The following is a 13293-nucleotide window of genomic DNA, read 5'->3' on the forward strand; positions in this document are numbered from 1 at the left end:
TTCCCGGAACGACGTCACGTCAGGTCATCCGCGAGCGGATGCGATCGACCAACACGGCCAGGATGATGATCACGCCCACCAGCGTCTGCTGCCAGTACGAGCTGACCTGCGCCAATACCAGACCGTTGCGGATCACTTCCAGCAGCACGCAGCCGACGATGGCCCCGAGCGGACCGCCGATGCCGCCGGCGAGGTTGGCGCCGCCGATCACGGCCGCCGCGATCACATTGAGCTCGTAGGAGGTCGCCATGTTGGCGGGCGCCGATCCGAGCCAGCCGGAGATGATGATGCCCTGGAGGCCAGCGGCAAGCGCGCAGATCACGTAGACCTCGATCTTCACCCGCACCACCGGAATGCCGGTCAGCTCCGCCGCCTTCTCGTTGCCGCCGAGCGCGAAGACGTGGCGGCCGAACGACGTGTGATGCAGCACCATCGCCATCGCCAGTGCGAGGATCACGAGATAGATGAACGGCGCCGGCACGCCGAGCACGTCGCCCGAGGTCAGCGCATAGAAATAATCGGCATCCGGCCCACCCGGAAAACTGCCGCGCCCGTTGGAGACGACATAACCGAGCCCGCGCACGATCGAGAGCATGCCGAGCGTGGTGACGAAGGGTGACAGGCCGAGCACGGCGATGCAAAAGCCGTTGACGAGGCCCGCGATCAGCGCAACGCCGAGGCCGGCGAGGATCGACACCAGCAGGATCAGGCCGGGAACGTTGGCCAGCACGGTCTTGCCGTCGGCTGCCATGTGCACCAGCGGCGAGCCGGGGGCCGACAGCTCGGTCATCACCATCGAGGCGATCATGGCGGAAAAGCACATCATCGATCCCACCGACAGATCGATGCCGCCGGTGATGATGACGAAGGTCACGCCGAGGGTGGCGATGGCGATGAAGGAAAAATTCTTCGCCACGTTCTGCATGTTGCCTTCAGTGAAGAAGTACGGGCTGGCGAAATGCATGATCACCAGCAGCACCGCGAGCGCGAGCAGGACGTAGCCGGTCTGGGAGGCGAAGATGCCGCGCTGCCACCACCTGATCTTGCCGACGTTGGAGAACGTGATCGGGGATTCCATAGGCATGGCCATCACGCCGCCTCCTTCGCGCCGGTGATGAGGGCGGTGACTTCCTCAGGGCTGGTCTCCTGGATCGGCTTGTCGGCCCGCTTCTCGCCGCGGCGCATGACGATGACGCGGTCGCACACCGCGAACACGTCGGGCATGCGGTGTGAGATCAGCATCACGGCGACGCCCTGCTCCTTCAGCCGGTGAATCAGGCCGAGCACCTGCTCGACCTGGCGCACCGAGATCGCGGCGGTTGGCTCGTCCATCATCACCAGCCGCGCATTGGAGAGCCGCGTCCGCGCGATCGCGACCGCCTGGCGCTGGCCGCCCGACATCTGTTTGACGAGATCGTCCGGCCGCGTCTCCGAGCGCAGCTCGCCGAACAATTCCAGTGCGCGCGACGCCATGGCCTTGTGGTCGAGCAAGGCGATGGGTCCGAACTTGCGCTTCAGCTCGCGGCCGAGAAACACGTTGGCGGCGGCGGTCAGATTGTCGGCGAGCGCGAGATCCTGATAGACGACCTCGATGCCGACGGCGCGGGCATCGACGGGCCGGTTGAAATGCACCGCACTGCCGGCGAAGCGCATCTCGCCGTGGGTGGGGCGGAAATTGCCGGCGATGATCTTGACCAGCGTCGACTTGCCGGCGCCGTTGTCGCCCATCAGCCCGACCACTTCGCCCGGCAAAACCTGCATGTCGACGTCATGCAGCGCGCGGATCGCGCCGAACTCCTTGCCGATGCCGGAGAGCTCGAGGACCGGTGTCGCGTCAGCCTTGGTCATCAGCAGCCTTCCTCAGACGTAGCGGTTGACGAGAGATTCCAGATATTCCTGCCGGCCCGAGCGCGGCTGCGGATCGAAGCCGGGCCTCATCGCACGGTCGGCGAGATCGGCGAGCGAAAGCTGGCCGCCGAGAATGGCGCGGCCCTCGGGGCCGGCCCATCCCTCATAGCGCGTGGCGATCGGCGTCGTGAGCACGCCGGCATCGAGCATGTCGGCGGCGGCGATGAACGCGCGCGCGCAGGCATCCATCGAGCCGACATGGGCGTGGATGAGATCATCGGGGTCGATCGACTGGCGGCGGATCTTGGCGTCGAAATTCAACCCGCCGGAGGTGAAGCCGCCGCGGTTCAGGATCTCGTGGAACACCAGTGCCAGCTCGCCGACGTTCATCGCGAACTGGTCGGTGTCCCAGCCGAGCAGATCGTCGCCGCGGTTGATATCGAGCGAGCCGAACACGCCAAGCGCCTCGGCCAGCGCGACCTCGTGATGGAAGGAGTGGCCGGCGAGGATGGCGTGGTTCTGCTCGATGTTGAGCTTGACGTCGTTGAGGAGGTCGTAGCGTTCGAGGAAGCCGTAGCAGGTCGCGACGTCGAAATCGTATTGGTGCTTGGTCGGCTCCTTTGGCTTGGGCTCGATCAGGATCGGGCCCTTGAAACCTATTTTGTGCTTGTGCTCGACGACAAGCGAGACGAAGCGGCCGAGCTGGTCGAGCTCGCGCTTGAGATCGGTGTTGAGCAGCGTCTCGTAGCCTTCGCGCCCGCCCCACAGCACATAATTCTGGCCGCCGAGCCGGTGCGTCACCTCCAGCGCGGCGCGGACCTGGCCCGCTGCATAGATGAAGATGTCGGGGTCCGGATTGGTCGCAGCGCCCGCCATGTAGCGGCGATGCGTGAACAGGTTTGCCGTGCCCCAGAGCAGGCGGACTTTCGCCGAGGCCATCTTCTGTTCGAACACATCGGCGATGGCGTTGAGGTTGGCGACGGACTCGCTGAGCGAATCGCCTTCCGGCGCCGCATCGACGTCGTGGAAGGTGAAGAACGGTACATCCAGCAGGCGGAACAACTCGAAGGCGACATCGGCCTTGGCGCGCGCCATGGCCATCGCATCGGTGCCGTGGTGCCAGGGGCGCATAAAGGTCTCGCCGCCGAAGGGATCGCCGCCGGGCCAGCACAGCGAATGCCAGTAGCAGACCGCAAAGCGCAAATGATCCTCGAGCCGGCGACCACGCACGATGCGGTCCTTGTCGTACCAGCGGAAGGCATGCGTGTTCGCCGCATCCTTTCCGGCAAAGGCGACAGGCGTGCTGGCATCGAAGAATCTGGCTGGCGCGTTCACTTAAATCGTCTCCTTCAATACGGGATAAAGCGCGCGCCAGTGGCGATAGGCCTCGTCGTAGGCGGCGGTCACGGATGGGCGGGGTACGAAACTCGCAAGCCGCCGTGGACGTATGCAGACATCGGCCGGAGCTTCACCGGTCGCGGCGAGTCGACCAAGCCGCGCAGCACCGAGCGCCGCACCGACCTCACCTTCCTCGACGCGGTGGACGGGAATGCCGAGCACCTCAGCGCAGATCTGCGCCCACAGCGGCGAGCGCGAGCCGCCGCCGACGAGATCGAGTTCGGTGATCGGCCCGCTCGCCGCGCTCAGCGCCGCCAAATTGTCGCGCGCGGCGAACGCGACGCCCTCGAGCACGGCCTGCACGATCTGGCCGCGCCCGGTCGCAGCCCTCAAGCCGACGAAAGCGCCGCTCGCGGCGGCATCGTTGTGCGGCGTGCGCTCGCCATCCAGATAGGGGAGGAATTTGATCGGGCTTGGCCCGTCGACGTGCTCGCCAAGCGGCGCGAGAAGCGCGGCCGCCGGCGTCTCCATCACGGCGGCGAGCCAGGCGAGCGAAGCCGCCGCCGATAGCATCACGCCCATCTGGTGCCAGAGGCCAGGCAGTGCGTGGCAGAAGGCATGCACGGCCGACGCAGGCGCCGGTGCGAATCGATCCGTGACGCGGAACACGACGCCCGATGTGCCCAGCGACAGGAAGGCGTCGCCGGGCGCGATCGCGCCAAGCCCGATCGCACTCGCCGCGTTGTCGCCGGCACCGCCGGCCACCACGACGTCCTTCGCCATGCCCCAGCGACGCGCGTATTCCGACGCAAGCGTTGCACTGACCGCACTGCCTTCGACGAGGCGGGGCATGTGGTGAAGATCGAGCCCGGTCGCGTGCAGCAGCAGGGCCGACCAGCGGCGCTCGCCGACGTCGAGCCAGAGTGTGCCGGCCGCGTCCGACATGTCCTCGACCATCTCGCCGGTCAGCCGATAGCGCACATAGGCCTTCGGCAGCAGCACCTTTGCGATGCGCGCGAACAACTTCGGCTCATGCCGCGCGACCCAGAGCAGCTTTGGCGCGGTGAAGCCGGGCATGGCCAGATTGCCGGCGATCATGTGCAGCGACGGGCAGCGTCGCTCCAGCGCGGCGCATTCGGCTTGCGAGCGGCCGTCGTTCCAGAGGATGGCGGGGCGCAGCGGCCGTCCGTTCTCGCCAAGCAATGTCGCGCCATGCATCTGGCCCGATAGCCCGATGCCCGCGACCTGCGCGACCTCGCGCGGATGATTGCTCGCGAGGTCGTCGACCGCGCCGATCGCGGCATCGACCCAGGCGTCGGGATCCTGCTCGGACCAGAGCGGCGCCGGGTGCGACAGCGCAAGGTCGCGCGCCGCCGTCGCGACGACCGCGCCGGCTGCGTTCACGAGCACCGCTTTCACACCGGATGTGCCGATGTCTAGTCCGAGATACACGCCATCCTCCCTTCTTGCCTGCCACCGGCCTGCGATCTTGCGTCGCCTTCGCCGCAACGGGCCTTCCTGAAAATCCATCCTGCCGCTACGGCAGATTGTCCCTCATCACGATGTCGATCCTGATCTTCTCCTGCTCGCGCAGGATCGGCTCGCCGCGGGCGAGCGCCAGCAGCACCCGCACGGCGGCGCGCGCCTCATGTCCCGGGTTCTGCGAGATCGCGGCATCCATCACGCCCTGGAGCAGCAGCCGGCGCGTCAGCGCGGTGACGTCGTGCCCGACAAACACGACCTTGTCGCGGCCGGCCTCGCTCAATGCCTTGGCAACGCCGTGTGTGCCGGCGCCGACGTTATAAAGGCCGACAATGTCAGCATGCCTGCCCAACAGCCGCGCCAGCAGCTGCTCCGAACGATCGTCCTCATCGCGCCCTTCCAGCACCGGCAGCACGTTGAGGTCCGGGAATTCCGAGGCCATCACCTGATTGAAGCCAAAAATGCGCTCGGCGTGATCGCGCAGGCCCTGCGAGCCCGCAACGATCGCGACCTTGCCGGACCGCCCGCTGGCCAGCCGCCCGACCAGCGCGCCGGCGGTGCGGCCCGCGGCGATGTTGTCGATGCCGACATAGTGGTGCCGCCGCGACGACGGCACGTCCGAAACCAGGGTGACGACCTTGGTGCCCGCCTCGACGAGGTCGTTGATGGCGGCGCGGACACCGGGATGATCCAGCGCCACCACGGCAACGCCGTCGTAATCGCCGGCCAGCGCCTCCAACGAGGCGGCGAGCACGGAGGGATCGAACACGTCGGTCGCGACCATCTCGACGCTCAGGCGACGGGCCGAGAGCCAGGCCGACATCTCGCCGAGATAGGCCTCGATCTGCTGCATGAACGGGTTCGGCCCCGAGGGCATCACGAAGGCGAAGCGGCGCGCTCGGCCGCGGGCAAGCTCGGCGGCGGCGACATGCGGCTGGAAGGAATTGCGCTCGATCGCCTCCCTGACGCGCCGGACCGTGTCCGGCCGCACGCCGGGCCGGTTGTGCAGCACGCGGTCCACCGTCGCGAGGCTCACGCCCGCCTGCCGGGCGATATCCTTCAGCGTCAGCGCGGTGGCGGTGAGAACGTCTTCAGCCATGGCTGAAGGCTAGCAGAGGTGTTTTGAGGTACGCAACTCATTTTGAGGGACAGGAGTACATTCTCGTGCCGCGGTTGCGTCATGCGGCGCTAGCCGCCGGTCAGGTCGAGTGTCAGGAACAGGCTGTTGGGATCCTCGACATAGCCCTCGAACGGCCCGCAAAGCACAAAACCGTGCGCCCGGTAGAGCGCGTGCGCGGGCTTGAAATAATCCCAGGAGCCGGTCTCGAGGCTGAGCCGCGTCAGGCTGCGGGCGCGGGCTTCCGCGATGATGTGGCGAAGCATCTGGCCCCCAAAGCCGCGCCGCCGGGCGGTCCAGAGCGTGTGCATCGACTTCACCTCGCCATGGTCGGTCGAGAGCATCTTCAGCGCACCGGTGGCAACCAGCGTGTCGTCGTCCCAGCCGGTCCAGAAGGCGACGTCGCTCGCGCGAAGGCCGGAGAGGTCGAGCGCATGCGCGCTGCCGGGCGCCGTGTGCGCCCGCGCCGCCGTAACGTGGTGATCGAGCAACGCAATGACCCGCGGATCGAAGGTGTCCCCGGTGCGGATCTGCATCATTACGGTCTCACGCCGCTTGCGAGCTGCTTCTGCATGAAGACGAGATCGAGCCAGCGGCCGAACTTGCAGCCGACCTCCGGCATGCGGCCGACCTCGGCAAAGCCGAGCGAGGCATGCAGGGCAATCGAAGCGGCATTGGCGGCCTCGATGCCCGCAATCATCGCATGCTTGTTCAGCTCCGTGGCGCGTTCGATCAGCGTCGCCATCAGGCTGCGGCCGACGCCGAGCCGATGGTACCGCTCGCCGACATAGACCGAATTCTCCACGGTATGGCGGTAGCCAGGAAACGGGCGGAAATCGCCGAACGAGGCGAACCCGACGACGTCCCTGCCCTTCATCGCGACCAGCACGGGATAGCCGGCTTCCTGTCGCGCGAAAATCCACGCGCGCCGCGAAGCCAGGTCAGCCGGTCCATCGGTCCAGACCGCCGTGGTGTTGAGCGCGGCATAGTTGTAGATGGCGAGGATGTCCGCAGCATCCTCCAGCGTGGCGTCCCGCACGATCAGCGGCATCACATTTTCCCGTAAGAGGTGCCGCGCCGCGTGATGATGACGTAGCGTGCATCCTGTTTGGTTTCGTTCTCGAAGGTCACGGCCCGCATCACGTCGAAGTCGAGACAGTCGCCATCACGCAGGCGCACGGATTTGGCGTCGATATGCACGCAGACCGCGCCCTCCAGCATCAGGAGTTGCTGGGTGAAGGCGTTGCGGCCCCAGGGGCTGTAGGACACACGCGCGCCGGCCGGCAGGTCGACGACGATGATCTCGATGCCGCTGGCCGCATCCGGCGGCGAGGCATGACGCCGCCGGTAGCCGCTGTCGGGATCACGCCAATGCGGCTGGTCGGCGACGCGCATCAGGCGCTCCGGCGGCTTCTCCGCGAGCGCGACGACGTCGCTGAGCGTGACGTCGAGCGCGGCGCAGAGCTTGTTGAGCAGGGAAGCCGTCGCACTGCTCTGCGCCCGCTCCACCCGCCCGATCATGGCCCGACTGACGCCGGAGCGCGCTGCCAACTCGTTCAACGTCATGCCGCCTTGCGTCCTCAACGTCTTCAAGCGCCGACCGATCGCACGGTCGAGTTTCTGCTGGTCCATTGGTCCTGACCTTCATTGGCAGCATCAGCCGGCGCAAAGGACCGCGTCCGCCGCAGCATGGGGAAGCTTAAGCCGGCGAGCGGCCAATGCCGGGCTCATGAGGCTAATATATTAGAATCTTGGCCCGGTTCACGAGCGTTTTGGCTCGCTCTTGCGCGTTCTGCGCGGCAAAGACGACGCCGCCGAAGGTCTGATTCAAAAGCTTGGATTTCGCCAAAATTCTTTTGACAGATGCCCACGCGGAAAATCACCACGAGACCAATTGCGGTCCATCCAAATTCGCCAGCGCTGAATAGGATACGGCCGCCACCAAGTCTCTGAGCTTTGAAAGCTTTGGAGCGGGCGAAGGGAATCGAACCCTCGTATGCAGCTTGGGAAGCTGCCGTTCTACCATTGAACTACGCCCGCTTATGCGTGTCTTGCGCCCGTCCTGATTAGCCGAGACAACGCCTCCCGCCAAGCGGTTTGGCGCGTCCGACCGGACGCTTCTTAGCGTTTTGGCAAGATTTTGGGTGCGCGCGATTGTGGCGGTGTTATGATCGATCTGTCGGGGGAAGACGTGCATTGATTGGGGCGTGTGCATGGTGGGGCGCGCTTACGCGATATTCGACACGGCGATCGGGCGCTGCTGCCCGTTGCCCCGCCGCGAGCGCCCGGCTAAGGCGCGATCCTGATCGCACCCTAGCTTTGTCTTTTTCGGCATGATCTTGTCGAACAACCGCTACACACCTGTCCGATCATGCCTAGATAGGCGTCATGGACGCCACCACCCTGCTGACGACACGCTCGATGACCGTCTCCGAGTTTCGCTGCGATGCGGGACCGGACGACAAGCCGTTTCCGGAATGCCGCACCGGCCATTCCATCGCCTATGTCCGCTCTGGCAGCTTCGGCTGCCATTGCCGCGCCGGCTTCTTCGAGCTGGTGGCAGGATCGATCCTGGTCGGCGCGCCCGGCGAGGAATACACCTGCACGCATGAGCATGTCTCGGGAGACGTCTGCCTCGGCTTCTTCTTCAGCGAGAGCCTGGTCGACGCGCTCGGCGGACGCCGCGAGACCTGGCAGGTCGGCGCGACGCCGCCACTGCCCGAGCTGATGGTACTTGGCGAGCTCGCCCAGACGGCGGCAGATGGCAACAGTGATTTGGGTCTCGACGAGATCGGCCAGATCCTCGCCGGCCGCTTCGTTGACGTCGTCTCGGGTAAGGCGCGCAAGCCGGCGACGCCGACCGCACGCGACCGACGCCGCGCGGTTGAGGCCGCGCTGTGGATCGACGACAATTCGCATACCGAGGTCGACCTCGAACAGGCCGCGAAGCAGGCGGGCCTCAGCCCGTTCCATTTCCTGCGGCTGTTCTCCGCCGTGCTCGGCGTCACCCCGCATCAATATCTGGTGCGCTCGCGGCTGCGGCATGCGGCGCGGCTGCTCACGGACGAGGACATCACGGTCACGGACGTCGCCTATGACGTCGGCTTCGGTGATCTCTCCAACTTCGTCCGCACGTTTCATCGCGCCGCCGGCGTATCGCCGGCGAAGTTCCGGCAGGCTTCGAAGGGGATGCGCAAGATTCTCCAAGAGCAGCTCGCCCTCAACTGACTAGTTTCGTCTCCGGCGCGCGCCAGTTGCGGCGCGCTTTGCAATGGAGACGACCATGTACGACCACATCGGATTGCGCGTTGCCGATATCGACGCCGCCACGCGCTTCTACAGCGCGGTGCTGGCGCCGCTCGGTTACGTCCTGTGCTCCAGCGGAGACGGCTATGCCGGCTTCGGGCCGAAGGGCGAGCCCGCGCTATGGCTGCATCTGAACAAGGGGCGCAAGGCCGACGGCGCGCATATCGCGTTTCGCGCCAAGGACCACGACGCGGTCAAGGCGTTCCACAGTGAGGGCCTGAAGAGCGGCGGTCGCGACAATGGCGGCGCCGGGCCGCGCAAAGATTACAGCCCGACATATTATGCGGCGTTCTTGATCGACCCTGATGGCAACAATGTCGAGGCGGTTTGTGTGTGAGGCGCGACCAAACGCGCCACCTACGCTGTCGTTCCGGGATGGTGCGTAGCACCAGACCCGGACTCCCGAGATTCCGGGTTCGCGCTTTGCGCGCCCCGGAATGACTCCAGCAAAAATGGGAATCCTCCATGGCCTCCATCCACAACGACATCCCCCTTCCCGCCTCCGCGAACGACGTCTGGGACGCGGTGCGCGATTTCGGCGCGCTGCATCAGCGGCTGGTGCCGGGCTTCGTCACCGCCTGCACGCTCGACGACGATGCACGCATCGTTACCTTCGCCAACGGCTCCGTCGCGCGCGAGGTGCTGGTCGATTGCGACGATGCGCGGCAGCGGCTGGTCTATGCGATCAACAACGAGCGGCTGAAGCATTACAGCGCCTCAGTGCAGGTGATTGCCGAGGGCGACAAGAGCTGCCGCCTGATCTGGATCATCGACATGTTGCCGAACGAGCTTGCACCCTATGTGCAGGGCCAGACCAGAGAGGCGATGGCCGCCATGCACAAGGCGTTTCCGCGCCCCGCCTGAACGCTCTGTGACTTCCGGCACAGAGCCTTCCCCGCGCCGGCCGTAACCATGACCGCGTGCGTCCGGTTGGCTCCGCTCTTCCGGCGGCGCCGCGCACGCGAGGAGCAGGCCATGAGAGGTGCGGACAAGGTGATCTGCCAGGCGGCCGCCGTGATGCTGCTGTTTTCGATTTCGAGCGCGCCGGCAAAGGCGCAGTTCCTCGGCGGCGGTGCCGGCGGCGAGGACATGATGACCCAGATGGCGCCGATGCTGGAGATGATGAAGGCGAAGATGGGCAAGCGCCGCTTCGCCATGCTGATGCAGACCATGGGCCCGATCATGAGCCGCATGATGGAGAACGGCGGCGGGTTCGGCGGCATGATGGGCGGCGGGGGTTTTGGAGGCTTTACCGGCGGCAATCTCGGCGGCGGGTTCGGCGCGCCAAATTATAGCGGTTACACGCCGATGGGCGGCGGCGCCATGCCGGCCGGCTTTGGCGGCATGGGCGGCGGCGATATCATGGGCATGCTCGGCGGCGGCGACATGATGGCAATGATCCCGCAATTGATGCGGCTCGCCAATGCCGGCGGTAGCGGCCATCGCCGCCACAGGCATCGCTAGTCCGCTGCGGCTGACAGCGCCGGCCTGATCGCGGGCTTGCTCTCGCGCGGACCCCAGCGCGTCAGCACGACGCTGGAGCATGACAGCAGGCCGAGCACGACCATCGAGCTTGCGGCCAGCCAGAAGAAACTCTGTGCGGTCGCCTCATGCGTCGACAGCCACCAGCCGGCGGCCGAGATGTAGGTCAACCGCGCAGTCTGCGCCAGTACCGGGCCGATCACCTTCGCCGCGCCTTGCGAGGAGAAATACATCGTCGTTGCAAGGCCGAAGAACGCATAGAACGGCCCGACCGTCGAGAGATATTGATGGCTCGCCGCGCGCACGGCCGCGCTGTCGGTGAAGATGTTGACCCAGAGATCGGGGAAGATCGCAACCAGGCATGCCGGCGTACCGACGGCCATGAAGGCGGCAGCGCTGGCGATCCAGGCGATGCGCCGGGCCCGCGCGATGCGGCCCGCGCCGATCGCCATGCCGACCATCGGCACGCAGGCGATGCCGAACGAGAACGCGATCGAGGTCAGCAAAAATTCCAGCCGCGCGCCGATGCCGTAGCCGGCGAGGATCGCGGTGCCGAACTTCGCCAGCATGTGGGTGAAGATCGAGATCGTCAGCACCGATTGCAGCGGCGAGAAGCAGGCGATGGCGCCGACCTTTAGGATGTCGAAGAACATCGCCCATTGGATGCGCAGGCCGCGCAGCTTTGGTGCGATCCGCGCGCGGCCGGAGAACAGGTACCACCCCATGATGCAGACATTCATGGAATAGGCGATCAGCGCGCCGGCCGCAACGCCGCGCATGCCGAGTTGCGGCACCGGGCCCAGCCCGAGACCGAGCGTGCCGCCGAGCACGATCTGCCAGGCCGCGGAGTTGAGGATGAGGAACGACGGCAGCTTCATGTTGCCGGTGCCGCGCAAGACGCCAGCCATGGTGTTGAGCAGCCAGGGCAGCACGGCGCCGCCGAAGAACACCTGCGTGTAGGCGACCGCATGCGTGAGCACATCGCCGCGGCCGCCGAGCATCTCCAGGACCCTGGGCCCGAAGATCAGCATGCCCAGCATGAAGACCAGGCCGAAGCTGATGCCGATCAGCATCGCATGCACCGCGAGCGTGCCGGCGCGCTCGCGGTCGCCGGCGCCGAGCGCACGCGCGATGGCGGAGGCCACCGCGCCGCCCATGGCGCCGCCGGACATCGTCATGGTCAGGATCACTGTCGGAAACACGAGCGCCATCGCGGCCAGAGCCTCGACGCCAAGCCGGCCGATATAGGAGGTCTCCGCGATCACCGTACAGGTGCCGGCCGATAGTGCGATCACGTTGGGCCAGGCGAGTGCGAGCAGCGTGCGCAGGATCGGCCCGTCGGTCAGCGCACTCTTCACGGGCGGCGAAGGCGACGGCAGCGGGCGCTCTTGCTCATCGACCGGGATTTCGGCGATGTCGGACATGTCCTCTCCCGGGCGCAGGCGCCATTCGCGGCGCGGCAATGAACAGGTGTGCCAATCGATGTCTTCGCGCGGAAGGCGCTGCGGCGGTTGTTAGCACGGTAATGGCCGATTCCTCCTGCGTCAGGTGCAGGCGTGCCCTGCGGCAGCGCATTTCAGCCCGTGGAATTGTGAATCTCAGTTTCCTTGCGGGCGCATCGAACCACGAAGGCAACGCAAGCGCGGCATTACCCAATCGTCCAGATCAGCGATGGACGCCCGCCTGCGGCGGTGCGCAGCCGCACGCCGATGTGCCGGCCGCATCCCGCGGCGAGGCCCTCGAACAATCCTTCGAGCACCTTGGCACAGGCGGGGTGATAGTCGGCGACGTCGTCCATCAGCTTCCAGCTCTGCTGGCGGATTTCGAAGCTGCCTTCGGAGCGGGTCGTCTCGGCCGCATCATCCTGCGCAGCGACCAGCGCATTCAGGAACGATGCGAATTCGCCCGCGTCACCGCGGCTCATCGAGAGCGCGGCCGCGACCTCATCGAAATACTGCATGCCGATCAGCTTGCCCGTGAGATGCAGGAGGTAGCCGGCATCCTCCGGCCCGAACAACTGCACCATCACGGGAGCCGCCGTGCGCACATATTCCATCGCGTAGTTGCGATAGGCTTTTTCAAGCCGCGGCTTTGGCCAGCTCGCGACAGGCAGGGCCGGCGCGGTCCTGGCATCGAACAGCGGCGCGTCCAGATGCCGAGCGAACACGAGGCGCTGGTCGAGCTCGAGCGGATAGTCATACTGATGATAGTAACCTTCGAGCCCGTCTTGGCCGTCGACGCTCTGCTTCGTGCAGACGAAGCCGAGGCGGAGATCGCCGAGCGCGACGCCGTTGTTGGCGTGCCAGCCGCGCAGCATCGCGCGGCTCACCTCGCCCGGCACGCCGCAGATCGCGGTGCCCCTCCAGATCCAGCGCGGCGGCGGATAGCGGATCCAGGCCTTTGTGTCGCTCTCATACATGTATTCGACATGGACGCCGCCGATCCAGTTGGAGAGGTAGTGATATTGCGCGGCACCCACCGCCGGCGGCAGATGATCGATCCCGAGCTTCTTGAGCCCGGGCAGGAAGCGCTCCTGCTGCTGGCGGCGAAACACGCGGAAGACAAACTCCGCCGCATCCGCCGTGCCGCGTCGCGTGACGACGGTGAGGATGAGGCCCGTGAAATAGGCGTGGTAGAGCTCTGCGACCGCGCGCCAGCGCTTCCATTGGGCGTGCTGCGCGGCATCTGATGCGGCGGTCATGTTTCGCTCCCGATCGTTG

General features: G+C 66.1%; 14 protein-coding genes and 1 tRNA gene. 4 read left to right on the forward strand and 11 right to left on the reverse strand.

Annotated elements, in window-relative coordinates; genetic code table 11:
- Positions 1–19: 19 nt before the first annotated feature.
- The 9 genes from AC5V87_RS37800 to AC5V87_RS37840 form a co-directional block, all read right to left on the reverse strand.
- Entirely contained in the window at positions 20–1090 is a 1071-nt protein-coding gene (locus AC5V87_RS37800; RefSeq protein WP_495369494.1) for an ABC transporter permease, read from the reverse strand.
- Positions 1090–1848, reverse strand: coding sequence for an ATP-binding cassette domain-containing protein (locus AC5V87_RS37805; protein ID WP_456842089.1), 759 nt, complete (start codon positions 1846–1848; stop codon positions 1090–1092). Before AC5V87_RS37805 ends, AC5V87_RS37800 begins: the two co-directional genes overlap by 1 nt.
- A gap of 12 nt (positions 1849–1860) precedes the next feature.
- Positions 1861–3183: a xylose isomerase gene (gene xylA / locus AC5V87_RS37810; protein ID WP_495369495.1), complete on the reverse strand. Its 1323-nt coding sequence runs from the start codon at positions 3181–3183 to the stop codon at positions 1861–1863.
- Entirely contained in the window at positions 3184–4638 is a 1455-nt protein-coding gene (xylB, locus tag AC5V87_RS37815) for a xylulokinase (protein ID WP_495369496.1), read from the reverse strand.
- An 85-nt stretch (positions 4639–4723) separates the two neighbouring features.
- On the reverse strand, positions 4724–5767 hold the full coding sequence (locus AC5V87_RS37820; protein WP_495369497.1) for a LacI family DNA-binding transcriptional regulator: 1044 nt from the start codon (positions 5765–5767) through the stop codon (positions 4724–4726).
- 89 nt (positions 5768–5856) lie between these two features.
- Positions 5857–6321 carry a GNAT family N-acetyltransferase gene (locus tag AC5V87_RS37825; protein ID WP_456843512.1) on the reverse strand — a complete coding sequence of 155 codons (465 nt, stop codon included), beginning with the start codon at positions 6319–6321 and terminating at the stop codon, positions 5857–5859.
- Positions 6322–6323: 2 nt separating this feature from the next.
- Positions 6324–6836 carry a GNAT family N-acetyltransferase gene (locus AC5V87_RS37830; protein ID WP_495369498.1) on the reverse strand — a complete coding sequence of 171 codons (513 nt, stop codon included), beginning with the start codon at positions 6834–6836 and terminating at the stop codon, positions 6324–6326.
- Complete coding sequence (locus tag AC5V87_RS37835; protein WP_495369499.1) at positions 6836–7417, reverse strand: helix-turn-helix domain-containing protein; 582 nt, start codon at positions 7415–7417, stop codon at positions 6836–6838. The genes AC5V87_RS37830 and AC5V87_RS37835 overlap by 1 nt, the downstream gene beginning before the upstream one ends.
- Before the next feature lie 334 nt (positions 7418–7751).
- A tRNA-Gly gene (locus tag AC5V87_RS37840) sits at positions 7752–7825 on the reverse strand.
- Positions 7826–8173: 348 nt separating this feature from the next.
- On the opposite strand from AC5V87_RS37840, the gene AC5V87_RS37845 reads away from it, so the two are divergent.
- The 4 genes from AC5V87_RS37845 (at position 8174) to AC5V87_RS37860 (ending at position 10555) form a co-directional block, all read left to right on the forward strand.
- Entirely contained in the window at positions 8174–9013 is an 840-nt protein-coding gene (locus AC5V87_RS37845) for a helix-turn-helix transcriptional regulator (RefSeq protein WP_495369500.1), read from the forward strand.
- A gap of 55 nt (positions 9014–9068) precedes the next feature.
- On the forward strand, positions 9069–9428 hold the full coding sequence (locus AC5V87_RS37850) for a VOC family protein (RefSeq protein ID WP_495369501.1): 360 nt from the start codon (positions 9069–9071) through the stop codon (positions 9426–9428).
- Positions 9429–9556: 128 nt separating this feature from the next.
- Positions 9557–9955, forward strand: a complete 399-nt coding sequence (locus AC5V87_RS37855) for an SRPBCC family protein (RefSeq protein ID WP_495369502.1) — start codon at positions 9557–9559, stop codon at positions 9953–9955.
- A gap of 111 nt (positions 9956–10066) precedes the next feature.
- Positions 10067–10555, forward strand: a complete 489-nt coding sequence (locus AC5V87_RS37860) for a hypothetical protein (protein WP_495369503.1) — start codon at positions 10067–10069, stop codon at positions 10553–10555.
- Here AC5V87_RS37860 and AC5V87_RS37865 read toward each other — a convergent pair.
- Positions 10552–11997, reverse strand: coding sequence for an MATE family efflux transporter (locus AC5V87_RS37865; RefSeq protein WP_495369504.1), 1446 nt, complete (start codon positions 11995–11997; stop codon positions 10552–10554). The genes AC5V87_RS37860 and AC5V87_RS37865 overlap by 4 nt on opposite strands.
- A gap of 224 nt (positions 11998–12221) precedes the next feature.
- A complete protein-coding gene (locus AC5V87_RS37870) occupies positions 12222–13274 on the reverse strand; it encodes a hypothetical protein (protein ID WP_495369505.1) in 1053 nt (350 codons plus the stop codon).
- Positions 13275–13293: the final 19 nt, after the last annotated feature.

This window comes from Bradyrhizobium sp. SOJA106 (assembly GCF_059448745.1).